The sequence below is a fragment of the Fervidicoccus sp. genome (assembly GCF_049967375.1).
In the GTDB taxonomy this organism is placed as follows: Archaea; Thermoproteota; Thermoprotei_A; order Sulfolobales; family Fervidicoccaceae; genus Fervidicoccus; species Fervidicoccus fontis.
Map to the genome: position 1 here is coordinate 69437 of NZ_JBMFSV010000001.1, position 12989 is coordinate 82425.

Consider the following 12989-nt stretch of genomic DNA (forward strand, 5'->3'; position numbering starts at 1 on the left):
AATTACCACCCATACTCTCCTTTTAATGCGTTAAGAAACAGCTCTTTAACTTCCTCAATAGAAATAGGCCTTGGAGACATTGGAGTGCATATATCTTCATATGCGTATTCTGCCAATACATCGAGCTTTTCTCTGAGCTTTGCCTCATCCACTCCTAGATCCTTTAGAGTTAATGGAGCTTTGACCTGCTTGAAGAAGTCCAAGAACTTTAAAACAAGTGCTTTTTGCAGCGGCTCTTCATTCACCCCAAGCTCCTTTGCAAGTTCTGTATATTTATCAGAGACCTCAGCGTAAAAGCCAATGACATACGGTATGAAGACTCCAACTGCGAAGCCATGATGTATTGAGAAGACTTTTCCCAACGAATGACCCAAGCTGTGAGTGAGTGCTATTCCTCCATTGCTAAAAGCTAATCCTGCCATCGTAGCAGCCTCATGGATTTTCAGTCTAGCCTCTATATCATCTGAATGCGAAAGAACTCTCGGAAGCCATCTCATAATCAACTTTATGGCGCCTATCGCTAAGAAATCGGTCATTTCAAATGAAGAATGGGTTAAGTAGCTATCTACAGCATGAGCAAATGCATCAAGTGCGGTTCCTAATGTAAGCTTTGGAGGAAGCCCCACAACAAAAGAGGGATCAAGGACTGCAAAATCTGGAACGAGCTCTGGATGGACGACTGAGAACTTTCTAGGTGGGGAATAAGACTCATCGGTGATCACTGCTGCAGAAGTTGCCTCGGAACCTGTTCCGCTTGTCGTAGGAATTGCTGCAAAGAGAGCTTTATTTCTTAATCCGAGAGGGGCCATAGGGTTTATAAGCTTAAAATCAATATCTGGTCTTTCATAAAGTGCCCATGCAACCTTTGAGGTGTCAATAGCGCTCCCGCCGCCAACAGCGACAATTAAATCTGCATCAAACTGTTCCATAGCTTGAGCACAAGGCTTAAGCGTAGATATGGGGGGTTCTGGAACGACCTTATCCCATACGGTGGTATTGAATCCAAATGATTGAAGAACCCTGCCTACTCCAAATGCCATGGGCTTAATATAAGGATCGGTCACGATGAACGCTCTTTTCTTTTTTAAAGCTGATGAAACACTCGACGCGAACATAGGAGTGGCGGCGAGGCCCATAAATATTCTTGGAGAAATGAACGTCGTTATTAGCGTTCTACCTTCTGGGGAATATGCAAACTGTAAATATTGTCTAACAACTGGTTTATATAGATACCAATTCGACATGGTTAGAACACCTTTATATATCTTTATTATTTATAATTATAGTTAGAACACTTATAAAAAACTTTTTAATATGACTTATCAAAGGATTTAAAAATAATTACAACAATAATTAAAGTTTTTTCTTCCAGATACCTAAAATAAGCAATGATGCGACTACCGCAAGTGTTATGTATAACACAATTATTCCCATCAAAGAGCCTTTTTCGGAACCGACAGTCTGCGAATTGTATAAAGTGCTCGTTGAGCTGTTCTGAGGATTCTCTTTCTCTTCGCTTTGAGAAGTGCATGTCCCGTTGTAGGTGCAGGCCTCAGTTGTTTGGTTCTCAAAAGTGTTTGAGGAAACGTTTCCCCATCCCGATTTCAGACCTTCAAATTTAACTTCAACATATGCGGGGATTATGCCAGAGCTTGAATAAGCTCTGAGGAATAGACTCAAGCTTGTAGAGTTACTTACCTGTATCGTTACCAGGGAAATCCCATTGCTAGAACTGCAATTTTCGCTGCTGTAAGATCCTTCTATTCTCGTTACTTCTACATTACTCGAAGTTGGATGGAGTATTAAAACGTATACAATACCTGGAGATTCCGCATTTATAGAAATTACCGAGCTACCCTCTTCATTCAAGATCATGCTCATGTTCTCTAATTCTTCACCTCCTATGCTATTCAGGATGTATTCCGCCCTACTCGCAAGATCTGAAGGAATTAGCACGTCTCCGAGCAAGGTCATATTGGGATAGAAGCTCCAACTTTCAACCCAATTTATGGCTTGAGTAAGTAGCTGCTCCGAAGTGTTGGTGTTGAATGACTCTAAATTGAAGCTGAAGTATACTGAACGGTATCCATTATCGCTCCAGAACTTATCATAGGCAATTATCCCGGCGAGCCCATCGCTTGATATTGCCACGATTTTTGGCTGATATGCTCCGAGAAGGGCTTCCATCAAACTTTCTGGGATTCTTAATGTTATATTGAATTTCCCAATTCCTGGAATTTTAAAGGAGATATTAAGATCATTTCCGTAAATAGAAGATGTTTGAACCGCTTCATAAATGAGAAGCATATCAGTAAAGGAAAAATTGCGATAATTTGATAGATTACTCCCGTTTGAGTTAGAAAGGTTTACAGTTGGCCATTTTGAAAAATTGATTTTATTTGATACTATAAAGTCAATATCCTGGGGGAAAGCCAGTTGCCATCCTACTTCTGTATATAAAAAAGGAGAACCGTTTTGGCTTCTTTGGTTGTCAAATTCAAAATTTTCTGGCAACGAAAGGCCCATTTTCTGAGCATCTGAGGTTGAGTTTAACTTCCCGCTGAACTGAACAAACGGAATCTGAAGAGGAATTGATCCTATCATCTCAGCTACTTGAGGATCAGCGTTAATGCAAAAGAAGTTTGACACCTCATCTTTTACATATTCGAATAAGGTAAGCTGCGGAATGCCAAGAAGAGTTGCCAAGTTGTCAAGGCTAGATAAATTTGACGTATTATAGTCTATGTTTCCTTTAGCTCCTACTTTTGTCTTTTCGCTACAAGATTCCCAAATTACCCAATCGCTGAGAGATCCCTGTGTAGCTATTAGACCGGCATGGTGTTGACTGACATAGCTTGAAAGTGCACCAAGAGCTCCATTGTCCTTTAAATCCCAATCGAGGAGAGTTGAGCTCTCCAAGCCTAAATACAAATTGCTTAAGATGATCGCATTCGGCTCATATTCTTCAAGTGCTGAGCTCAAATCGCTCGAATCTGTTATGTATATTCTATATTGCTTTCCTATTAAATTCCAGTAATGAAATTGCAATGCTCCTAGACTGTTGTGCTCACTTGCCTCGGTCCAGGAGTCGTTTATGTTATTGATAAGACCTTGGGAAAGATTATATGAAGAGATTGAATTGATAAAGCTACTTGTACTATTGTAGATTAGCCAAAGCTTAACGCTGGGATCAACGATGAGAATTTTGTTCGTACTAGAGCTGTTGTAAACATAGTACATACCTGCCAAAGATTCTGATGTATTGTTGTAAATGTCACTCGCCATTGATTTGTAAACTACATAGTTGCCAGGTTCTTGACCTGGTATTTGTGTTTCAATTGCTTCGATAGTTGAAGTTATATTGGGAATACTAGCATTTATTCCAAAGCTACTTAGCTTTGAAGCTATTCCCTGAAGATAGCTGTTGATCTCTTCAACGCTATTTTCTATCCCTGTGCTCAGCTCTTCTGAGTGCGCACTTATCCATGGTCCTCCAGATATGCTGTACTCTATGCTCAAAGAACTAAGCGGATTTTCTCCGACTGCTACAGCAATTAAATTTAGTGGCATGCCGGAGCCTAAGGACAGCCCATCAGGAAGAAATATCGGCATACTTAGTGAAGATTGAGTAAAGTTTTGAGAATTTGGAATGAAAATGAAGGTAATCGGAGGAAGCATGCTATGATTTTCTCCATAACTGACATTATAAGAGTCTTCATAAATAATAATCCCGTTTTTAACAACCTTATAGCTTACGCTTGAAATTACAGAGACGGTATAATTTGTGGTATATCTTAAAATTGGGGAAATATATACAGCAGAAAAGTTCTTCGTAATAAGTCCAGGTATATAAGCAACACTCCATCCGGGATAGAAGGGGATTGAATTGAATGTGTAGTTTATGAGCTCTTGCTGGGGGAATTTTAGCCCCATATATGCCCCCAAACATGCTGGACAGATGTCACCTTCAATTCCGACTGTTATGTTTATGCTCACTTCCACGCTATAGCTTTCATTTCCATTAATAAAAATTAGGACAGGCTGTAGCGAGGAGACTTCATTAGAAGCAGGATACTGGTATATAGAAGGCTGAAATGCACATTGGCTTTCATTCGCAATTGAAGATGAAGATACAATTAGAGATGACAAATATGTTATTGTCATAATAAAAACTGAAAAAAATAAAACTCTCTTTGCAATTAAGGAGTTCTCAGACATGCGCATCTATCTCTTTAAAAAAATTTTATTGCAAATTAGATAAATATTATTAAAAATTTTATTTTTTGTGATTTTTATTAAATATACTAACCTAAGTTGATCTCTTTATTAATATAACCAGTGTAAAAACATATGTTTAAAAGTGATATAATCCAGGTTGAGGTTTACTTTTAGCGAAAAATTCTTTAAATTATAGAGCTATTGCATTGTTATAGGTCTTCCGTGACCTGGATATATAATTTTAGGCCTAAGCTCAAGCAACTTCTTCATGCTCTTCTCTGCCATTATTTGATCAAGGGTAAACTTTCTTGGAGGAAAGGATGGTTTTCCATTATCGCTTTCAATTGCATCACCTGAAAACATAATATCTCCAGAAACGTAAGCAGTGCTTCCTGGCGTATGACCTGGAGCTGCGACAGCTTTCATGCCAGCCACTTCATCTCCATCCTTAACTTTAATGTCGACTTTAACAGGCTTAATGGTCGCAAATAAGGACATTATTCTTAGAGACAGGCTCGGAAATTTAGGCCTTGCACTTCCTTCTATAATGTCAGCCTCAGCTTCCGGAGCTACTACTTTTGCTTTTGTCCTCTCAGCTATCTCAGATGCATACTTAATGTGATCATAGTGATAATGAGTTATCAAAACATATTTTATTGAGATCCCATGCTCTTTTGCAATTGAGAGTACATCGGAAGGCTTAGCACCTGCATCGATTAGAATACCCTCGCTTGTAAGATAGGTATTACACATTCCTTTTATCAAAAATACTTCCAAGCTTTTTCCCCTCTTTTAATATAATTACGTAATTTATAAAATTTAACTCATTTAGATATGAAGTATAGGGAAGAATCTCAAAATATATACGTAACGAATTAATTTTTCGCAAATATAAAAAATGAATTAGGAATGAGCTATGAAGAGGAAAGCCCTAATTCTTATAGGACCTGAGTTTGAAGATATTGAAGCATTATATCCTTATTATCGCTTAATTGAAGCCGGATTTGATGTAACAGTAGCTGCGCCTTTCAGCGGTGAAGTAGAAGGCAAGCATGGATATAGAATGAATTCTAAAGCAATAAAAGACATAAACCCTGATGACTTCGATATTCTCGTCCTTCCTGGTGGAAGAGGACCTGAAAGGATAAGAGTTTCAGCAAGAGATGACGCTGTAAGAATTGTGAAGAGCTTTTATGATTCTGGAAAGCCTATTGCAGCAATTTGCCACGGACCTCAACTCCTCTTGTCTGCAGGAATCGTGAAAAATATCAAGCTTACAAGCTATCCAGGGATTGCAGACGACCTAAAAGCTGGAGGCGCTGAGTGGTTAAATGAAAAGGTTGTTGTTCACGGAAATATAATTACATCGAGGCTTCCAGAAGATCTTCCTTATTGGATGGAAGCATTACTGAAGGCGCTCAGCAATTCCTGAAGTTTTTCATTCATTATTATAAATTTGTAGAAATCGACAGCTTATATATCTTATATGTTTATCACTTCCTCAATAAAGACTTCGTAAAGCATTCTCAGAAGGAAAGGCTTCTTTTAAGCGAAGTTATAGATGAAATTAGGGAAAAAGTCCCTTTATTTACAAGAAGAATAGAAGAATTTGCTGAAGTTCCAGACAGAAGCACGCTTTTATACGTAATTCTTTACTTTATTACCTGCGGACTTTTCGGCATATATTGGGTCTACACGCTTACAAACGATCCAAACAGACATTTTGAAAGCCACGAGCTGATTGAGAAAGAGCTGATCACAGCACTGAAGGAAATTTTATCAAAACAGTAATTTTTTGCAATATTTTTTTAAACGCTAGTAAACTGTCTCGCTTAAAGTACTGTGTCTCTGATAGAGAGGATGAAGTTATTTGCAAGTAGCTCGAAAAATTATTCTTCATTAAAATGCAATATTTTTATATTAAATTTATATATAAAAATTAATAACTAAAAAGTTAATCGATCTATGATTAAGTACCATAATCCAGGTATGTTGGTAATGAGGGAGAGTTCAAGCTGTTTAAGGAGCCGTGGAAGTTCAGGTTCTACGATGTTAAAAGGACTGAGTGACCAAAGTGTCACGCTATATTCACAACTATTACAGCGTGCTTTTCCAAAGGAAAAGGAGTCGGAGTTCGTGATTCAAGTGTGACAGAAAAAGGTTATAAATTAAGAAAATGTCGCAAATGCATCACTCAACATTTTAAGTGTAAGCGGAAAGTTTTCCAATTCTGAACAAAAGTTTGTATTTCCAATTACAGCTATATCAACTTTTTTATTCCAAGCTTTTAATAGAAGTACTAAGATCCTAGTGGAATAAAAAAGACGGAGATTCTGCTGTCAGTTAGGAAAACCTTCTGAAGGAAATAATCAGTATGATCGCGAACAACAAAGTAGCATTTGAAATTCTGACTAAGGGCAGCGCTTGCTGTAGGGGATGATCTTTGCCTAGAAGAGGCTGAAAAGCATTGAAGCCTCCGCATTGCTTTCTGCTAGACTGATTTCATTTTCGGAATGTTTTCTTCAACCGTGTCTTTTGATTCCAACGAACCAAAAATCTTATAAAATTCGAGGATGAGGACCTGCAGGCATCATATCTTTTTTGTTCTAATGGTAGATTGCTATTTTTTTGATGACTCTGCCCTAGCTGCCCTCCTTCTTGAAGAAGAGAAATTGAATCTCTCTGTCTGAGTGGATAGCATGTAATGATCCGCTAGTGGTATCATGCACTAGCGAATTTGAAAATTTTTAGCCGATTCCATAGAGCGAAATTCTTCAGCTTTTTTAAAAGACCAATTATCGATATGATGCAACTATTCCTTCGTAAGCATTATCCTATCATTCGATTGATTTTAATAAAAAAATATTTAATAGTGGGATAATTTAATATTAAAAAACAGAAAAAGGTAATTTGATATGGAAAAAGAAAAGGGCAATATATGGTATATCTTTGCATATATATTGACCTGGTTATCAGGCATAATAGTATTCATCACTGAGGGACAGAAGGATAAGAGGCTCAAGTTTCACTCCCTGCAGTCGATTTTCCTCGGAATATTAGGCACAATAATAGATTTGGTATTTTTCTTCATACCTTTCCTCGGACCTTTCCTGCTCTTTCTGGTTTGGCTGTACGGGATGTACATAGCTTTTAAAGCATACAGTGGAGTGGACGTCAAAGTTCCAGTCCTCGGAGACTATGCAGCGAAGTATTCTGAATACACTCCTTAGCCTTTCTCCTTTCCAAAAAAGCACGAGAGCTTCAGAAAATTTTTTATCATTTCCCTAATGCAAATAAGATAAGCGAGGTGCGGCTATGTGCCAGAAGAAAGCGCCAGACGAGGTGTCCAACGTCGCACCTCATGTAAAATAGAGCGATGGATCGGAAAAGAGCTATATCTCGTCCCAAAGATTTTTAGAAGACCCTTGTATTGGAAGAGCCCTCGAGAACTTCTCGATGAGAGGTTTGAGCTCCTCCCACTCTTCCTTGCTAATTGGAGGTGTTCCCACTTCTTGCTTGATCTTCCTCATGAGCTCCACTGACTTCCTGCACCCGTTCTCAGATTTCGGAATCACGAACCACATGTAGACTATCAGCGGTGTGAACTTCATGAGCTTTGCCTGAGATCCCATGAATTCCATTATGAAGAATTCATCGGTCTCAGCAGCCTCAGAGAAGGAGAGCTTTTTGAAGTAAGAATATATGAGTGAAGTTGGGAGGAAGAGGGCCTCAATCATGTTCTTCACGATTTGGGCGTCGGAGGTTGTAATGCCGCTCTTTTCTTTCGCTGTATTGAGGAGCTCGACTGCATCTTCTCTATCCAGGAGCTCGGCGCTTTCTCCGTATCTTCCGAAGATCTTTGGAAGTGGCCTGTCAAGTATTCCTATACTGTAGACCTTCCTCATTTTGTTGAAAAAGTTGCCTCCATAATAAAGCACATAAGGCTCGCAAATCAAAATAAATCAGCTCATATGTTTTTTGTTGCACCAGCTAATTAACTTATCCTCGCTCGGTTTAAGCGCCTTCCAGCATTACCTCCTCATTGAGCTGATATGAATGATCTTTAGAAAAAAAGCTTTCCATGAACAGCATTAAAGATAAAGAAGCTCTGTGCTTCGAATTCTCGAGCCTAGATGTAAACCTTTTCTCAGGATTCAACGTCTCCAGGAACAATATAGAACAGAAGGTGCGTCTCTGGCTTTATTCTCAATGCTTTCCTGCATTTTTCCGTATCTCTTTTATTACGCTCGAGCTAAGCAAAAAGATTTTGCCAAAAGGCTTAGAATAGATAAATTCGTACTAATTTATTAAAGATAATTTATAAAGATATAAAAAGGAGAGAAGATGATTTATGAAAGAATCGGCATAAATGTCTTTCTGACAAATTCTGAAGGAATAGAGGCTGGTGATTTTTTAGAAAGGTGCTCAGACTTCATAGTTATTGAAAGATCTTTCCCACCTACTAATAATGAGGGAAAATTCTATGCATATTTCCTTGTAAAGAGTGGGTTATCTACCGAGAGTGCGGTTAAGATTATCCTTACTCTTATCCATAAGGGAAAAGCGTTTTACTATGGATTGAAGGACAGCAACTCGCTTTCTGTGCAGAATATCGTTTTAACAGAATTTGTTGGAAAAAATTTGTGTTTTGGAGGTAAAGCTAGGCTAATATATCAAGGAAAAACTGATTTTATCCCCAAAAAAGGGGGGTTCAATTCAAACATATTTGCAATAAAGTTTCCGGACTCTATAGATGCGGAAAAAACACTTGAGGAAATTAAAAAGCTCAAAGCATTTCCGAACTTTTTTGGTCATCAAAGATTCGGGTTCCATGAACCCTTTAATCATGAAATTGCGATAAAGCTATTGAAAGATGGAAAGCTAAATACAAGAAGTTGGAAAGGTGAGTTTTTAGCGGAATCGCTACAGAGTTATATTTTCAACGTCTGCCTTTCAAGAATAGATTTTAAGGAAGATTACAACAGTAAGATGGGAATTCTTTTAGGAACAAGACATAAAGAGGCTTTAAAGAAGAAAGTCTTGTTAAAGGATCATTACGAATGTTCACTGGAAGTTGCGGAGGAGCTTGGAATATTGGAGCTGATAGAAGGAAAAGATTTCCTTAAATACCAGCTAAGGCCACTGTTTATAAAAAACCCTCTCATCAAATATTATAAATCTAAAGAGAAGCTAATAGCTATTGCCAAGATGCCTCCTGGAAGCTATGCATCTCTGATTATAAGAGAAGTTTTTAAGAATGATGAAAGCTGGATGAATAAAAAATGCGTTGCTGAAAAAGTCTGTAAATAAAAAGTGAAGGCTTCTTCTATGATTCTTTGCTGTTCAAACGCAAAAGGACCTATTCAGTGATTTTATTAAATATAATACTTAAATTTTCAAAGAATTAATTAAATTGAGAGAGCGGTTGAGGAAAAATGAAAGAGGAAGAGGAAACCAAGAAAATTCTTCAAGAAATGAAGGAAGACCACATTCATGGTGCTTCATGGTATTATGAAAAAATGGTTGAAGTATTTAAAAAAGCTGGGTTTTTCGATAAAAAGCTTGCAAATGAATTAATTAAGATAAGACCCGGGATGGCCTCTATCCAAAATGTGATTGAATCGCTAGAAAAGGCTGAGGAAAAAAGGAATCGGTTTTAATAGAGCTTTAGAAATGCTGGAAAAATACAAAAAAAGCTTCAGAATACTTTTCTAAGACTAAGATCAACGCCACATCTGTTATGACAATAAGCTTTTCATCTAATGTTTTCAATTTTCTCAAAAATTCAAATGTTAAGAAAATATATAGTTGAATCTGAGCCGAACTTAGAGCTAAATGAAGCTAAGGAAAAGCTACGGAAAAATTGCCGATGCCGAGGTTATTTTACACAGCTCAGTTCATTATTTCATTGGGAAAGTGAATGCCGTTGCAACTGGAGCGGATGGGATATATGCATCAGGAGATGTTCTGACCTTCTCCCCGCTCTAAAGGGCGAGGGTTTCAGTTGTAAAAAAATATTTAAATTAGGCTAGTCCCATAAATAGCATTAAAGCTGGTACTAGCACGCCGATTATTCCAAATACTATTAGAAGCCAGCCTAATGCTTTTAAAGAAACTTTTCCTCTGGTCATCAGAAATATAGCAATAAATGTTATTATATATAATGTTGTCGCATACGCGAAGAGGTAGTTATGAACTAGCGCAATAAAGGCGTAGAGGAACCAAATCATACCAATTGCTGCATACAAGGAGTAGTCTCCTACGGGAGTTAACCCATACCCTTTAATTAAAATAATTCCTAACGCAACCCATATTACTCCAAAGGTTAAAGCAAAAGTTGCGGTTGTTCCTAAATTTAGTGCGGTTGCTGCATATAAAGCGGCAACTACGTTGAAAATTGCCGCAGCCTCACAAAAAACCCCTGAAGACTTGAGGTCTGGCTTGTTGCTTATAAGTGACATTCCCAGCACAAAGAAGTTTGCTCCAAACAAATATAAAATCATTCCTACTAAAGATTCAACCCACTGCATTTTTATCACTTATAATATTATTATAGAAAACTTTTATTTAAATTTTCATTTTCTATATTTTTATTCTATAAAAATTTTTCGATTAAAATGGAGAAAATTTCTTATCAAGTTGTTCTTACAACTGGACACCTTGTCCAAGTGTGGAGGAGAAATCAGCTATTAGAAAGCTTTGATGAACTTTTTTCTAGCGAAAAAAGGGATCACCGCTATTCCTGTGAGAAACCCCCCGACATGTGCCCAAAATGCTATTCCTGTATATACAGCAGAAAAAGTGGTTAACACAGCTAAGACGAGCTGATAAATAAACCATATGACAATGAAAATTATTGCAGGAAAGTTTATAACTACAGGCGCCCAGAACCAGAGGGTCAATGTCTTAACCATGGAGCTTGGATAAAGCATGATATATGCTCCAAGGACTCCGCTTATCGCTCCGCTCGCTCCAACCGCTGGTATAAGCCAAGGGTTGTTCATTTGTGAAATTATGCTTGAAGTTTCAGGAACATGAACTAATGTTATACTAGTTACGTAAAACAGTGCGGCCCCTGTACCGCTAAGAAAGTAAAATAGTAAGTACTTCACTTTACCTAAAGCAATTTCTATACTGTCACCAAATATGTAAAGAAAAAGCATATTGCCCAATACATGTACAATATCTGTATGTATAAACATAGCTGTGAATATGGTCCAGAGTCTCTCTCCATTAATAATGTAATACGGCGTTATCCCAAAAAACTCTATTATATCATTGATGCTTGTAGCGTTTGGCAAAATCACCCATGGGAAGAAATACGTGACCACGAAGATCCCAATGTTTACGAAGATCAAAATTTCATTCACAATTGGTCTTTCTGTAATTTTTTCGCTATTTGTTGCAGGAAGCAAAGTCTCACTGTCCTACGCTCTTCGTCTTAACCTCTAACACTACCTTTGATCCATTCTTCAGCCCGAGTTCTCCCCTCAGATAATCGGGTGCAACTATTTCAATTATATCCTTCTCATGACTAGTCCTGTCTGGGATTATTATCGCGGCTTTCTCATATCCGTTTACTTTAACGGGAAATAGCGTTGCCCCTCCGTAATACCTTTCCTCATTTCTAAACCCTTCTATCCTCAATCCCTTTTCTGGATTCAAAAATGCTCTCTTCAAAACGCTTTCCCCCTTAAGTCTAACATTCAGAGTCCCTGGATATGGAACGAAACCGACTAGCTCCTGTATTTTCTTTGAGTAATATGGCAATTTTATGTAGAACCTGCCCTCTCCCAGTCCTTCAACGATCTCTCCTTCCAGAATCAAAACATCCTTTTCCTCTTTTACTATGCTTTCAGCTTTGCTCCATAAAGTCTCAACAAGCTTTAGACCTTTTTCCGTGATTTCCAAATATTCTCCTTTCCCCTCTACGATCCTATAAATAATACCTTGAGCTTCCAGCTCTCTCAAAATTCTGGATATGCTCTGCTGACTAAGACCGATTTTTTCAGATAGAGCTTTTTGGGTTGTTCTAATCCTTTTTTTGCCATCAAATATTAAGATTAGCAACATACCAAATCTTGCATCCTCATAATTCATCTTTAGCAACCTTCTTGCTTATTTTATCTGCATAATTAAGAGGAAACGGTAACCCGGGTTTCTTTCTCAAATTTTTAACAATTTCAAAAGCTTTTTCGAGAGGTATCTTATAGCCTGGACTTATATAAAGTTTCCTTGCATTTTCCGGATAGCTTAATATTTTTCCGATGAGAATGCCTTTATAGAAAAAATTTCCCTCTTCATCGATCTTGTCGTAAACAAGCAAACTCTTCGCCACGCCAATAGTTGGAATATCTAGAGCTAATCCCAAATGTGTCGCAGAACCAGAAAATCTCGGATGAGCGATGCCGTGGCCATCCACGAGGAGCAGATCGATGTCAACAAAATCTCTTAAAATAGACACTGCAGCAGCTGCCACGGGAACTTCTCTAAATCCGAGGAATCCAGGTATATACGGGATTCTGATCTTGTCTCTAATAGCCACGAAGAACGCATCATTCTCTTCCCTTCTGTATGCGACTGCAGAAGCGATAATTTCTTTTCCCTTTGTGAAGGCACAATCTACAGCAGCTATGTTTATATTGTCCGATAAGTATGTTTTGATTAAAGATAGTTGAGCGAATGCTTTTTCTTTAAACAAAAGCTGTGATGCCTTCGCTTTTTTTATCGAGAACCTTCGCTTCATAAACATATCCACTAATTAAATTATT

General features: G+C 37.9%; 15 protein-coding genes. 7 read left to right on the forward strand and 8 right to left on the reverse strand.

Annotation, left to right across the window (positions count from 1 at the left end):
• Positions 1–2: 2 nt before the first annotated feature.
• From ACP5SL_RS00350 to ACP5SL_RS00360, 3 genes are all read right to left on the reverse strand, one after another.
• Positions 3–1244 (reverse strand): iron-containing alcohol dehydrogenase, encoded by a 1242-nt coding sequence (locus tag ACP5SL_RS00350; RefSeq protein WP_014557367.1) that lies wholly within the window; start codon positions 1242–1244, stop codon positions 3–5.
• 109 nt (positions 1245–1353) lie between these two features.
• Entirely contained in the window at positions 1354–4218 is a 2865-nt protein-coding gene (locus tag ACP5SL_RS00355) for a hypothetical protein (RefSeq protein WP_428228005.1), read from the reverse strand.
• 198 nt (positions 4219–4416) lie between these two features.
• Positions 4417–4995 carry an MBL fold metallo-hydrolase gene (locus ACP5SL_RS00360; RefSeq protein WP_272985565.1) on the reverse strand — a complete coding sequence of 193 codons (579 nt, stop codon included), beginning with the start codon at positions 4993–4995 and terminating at the stop codon, positions 4417–4419.
• A 139-nt stretch (positions 4996–5134) separates the two neighbouring features.
• On the opposite strand from ACP5SL_RS00360, the gene ACP5SL_RS00365 reads away from it, so the two are divergent.
• From ACP5SL_RS00365 to ACP5SL_RS00375, 3 genes are all read left to right on the forward strand, one after another.
• A complete protein-coding gene (locus ACP5SL_RS00365; RefSeq protein ID WP_193803489.1) occupies positions 5135–5650 on the forward strand; it encodes a type 1 glutamine amidotransferase domain-containing protein in 516 nt (171 codons plus the stop codon).
• Positions 5611–6009, forward strand: a complete 399-nt coding sequence (locus tag ACP5SL_RS00370; RefSeq protein WP_428228006.1) for a DUF4234 domain-containing protein — start codon at positions 5611–5613, stop codon at positions 6007–6009. The genes ACP5SL_RS00365 and ACP5SL_RS00370 overlap by 40 nt, the downstream gene beginning before the upstream one ends.
• A gap of 1124 nt (positions 6010–7133) precedes the next feature.
• The gene (locus tag ACP5SL_RS00375) at positions 7134–7448 is read left to right on the forward strand and encodes a DUF4870 domain-containing protein (protein ID WP_014557372.1); all 315 of its coding nucleotides are present in this window, start codon (positions 7134–7136) and stop codon (positions 7446–7448) included.
• A gap of 162 nt (positions 7449–7610) precedes the next feature.
• Here ACP5SL_RS00375 and ACP5SL_RS00380 read toward each other — a convergent pair whose 3' ends face one another.
• Positions 7611–8174 carry a hypothetical protein gene (locus ACP5SL_RS00380; protein ID WP_428228007.1) on the reverse strand — a complete coding sequence of 188 codons (564 nt, stop codon included), beginning with the start codon at positions 8172–8174 and terminating at the stop codon, positions 7611–7613.
• Between the two features lie 125 nt (positions 8175–8299).
• Between ACP5SL_RS00380 and ACP5SL_RS00385 the strand changes: the two genes are divergently transcribed.
• From ACP5SL_RS00385 to ACP5SL_RS00400, 4 genes are all read left to right on the forward strand, one after another.
• Positions 8300–8506 (forward strand): hypothetical protein, encoded by a 207-nt coding sequence (locus ACP5SL_RS00385; RefSeq protein WP_272985556.1) that lies wholly within the window; start codon positions 8300–8302, stop codon positions 8504–8506.
• Between the two features lie 56 nt (positions 8507–8562).
• Complete coding sequence (gene truD, locus ACP5SL_RS00390; RefSeq protein ID WP_014557375.1) at positions 8563–9528, forward strand: tRNA pseudouridine(13) synthase TruD; 966 nt, start codon at positions 8563–8565, stop codon at positions 9526–9528.
• 125 nt (positions 9529–9653) lie between these two features.
• The gene (locus ACP5SL_RS00395) at positions 9654–9878 is read left to right on the forward strand and encodes a hypothetical protein (protein WP_193803492.1); all 225 of its coding nucleotides are present in this window, start codon (positions 9654–9656) and stop codon (positions 9876–9878) included.
• A gap of 175 nt (positions 9879–10053) precedes the next feature.
• Positions 10054–10206 (forward strand): hypothetical protein, encoded by a 153-nt coding sequence (locus ACP5SL_RS00400; RefSeq protein ID WP_193803493.1) that lies wholly within the window; start codon positions 10054–10056, stop codon positions 10204–10206.
• Positions 10207–10241: 35 nt separating this feature from the next.
• Here the strand turns inward: ACP5SL_RS00400 and ACP5SL_RS00405 are convergent, their stop codons facing one another.
• The 4 genes from ACP5SL_RS00405 to ACP5SL_RS00420 form a co-directional block, all read right to left on the reverse strand.
• On the reverse strand, positions 10242–10748 hold the full coding sequence (locus tag ACP5SL_RS00405) for an AmiS/UreI family transporter (RefSeq protein ID WP_193803494.1): 507 nt from the start codon (positions 10746–10748) through the stop codon (positions 10242–10244).
• Positions 10749–10907: 159 nt separating this feature from the next.
• Positions 10908–11633 carry a rhomboid family intramembrane serine protease gene (locus tag ACP5SL_RS00410; RefSeq protein ID WP_014557378.1) on the reverse strand — a complete coding sequence of 242 codons (726 nt, stop codon included), beginning with the start codon at positions 11631–11633 and terminating at the stop codon, positions 10908–10910.
• Between the two features lie 4 nt (positions 11634–11637).
• The gene (locus tag ACP5SL_RS00415) at positions 11638–12318 is read right to left on the reverse strand and encodes a DUF120 domain-containing protein (protein ID WP_428228008.1); all 681 of its coding nucleotides are present in this window, start codon (positions 12316–12318) and stop codon (positions 11638–11640) included.
• Positions 12308–12964 carry an endonuclease V gene (locus tag ACP5SL_RS00420; protein ID WP_158308279.1) on the reverse strand — a complete coding sequence of 219 codons (657 nt, stop codon included), beginning with the start codon at positions 12962–12964 and terminating at the stop codon, positions 12308–12310. The genes ACP5SL_RS00415 and ACP5SL_RS00420 overlap by 11 nt, the downstream gene beginning before the upstream one ends.
• Positions 12965–12989: the final 25 nt, after the last annotated feature.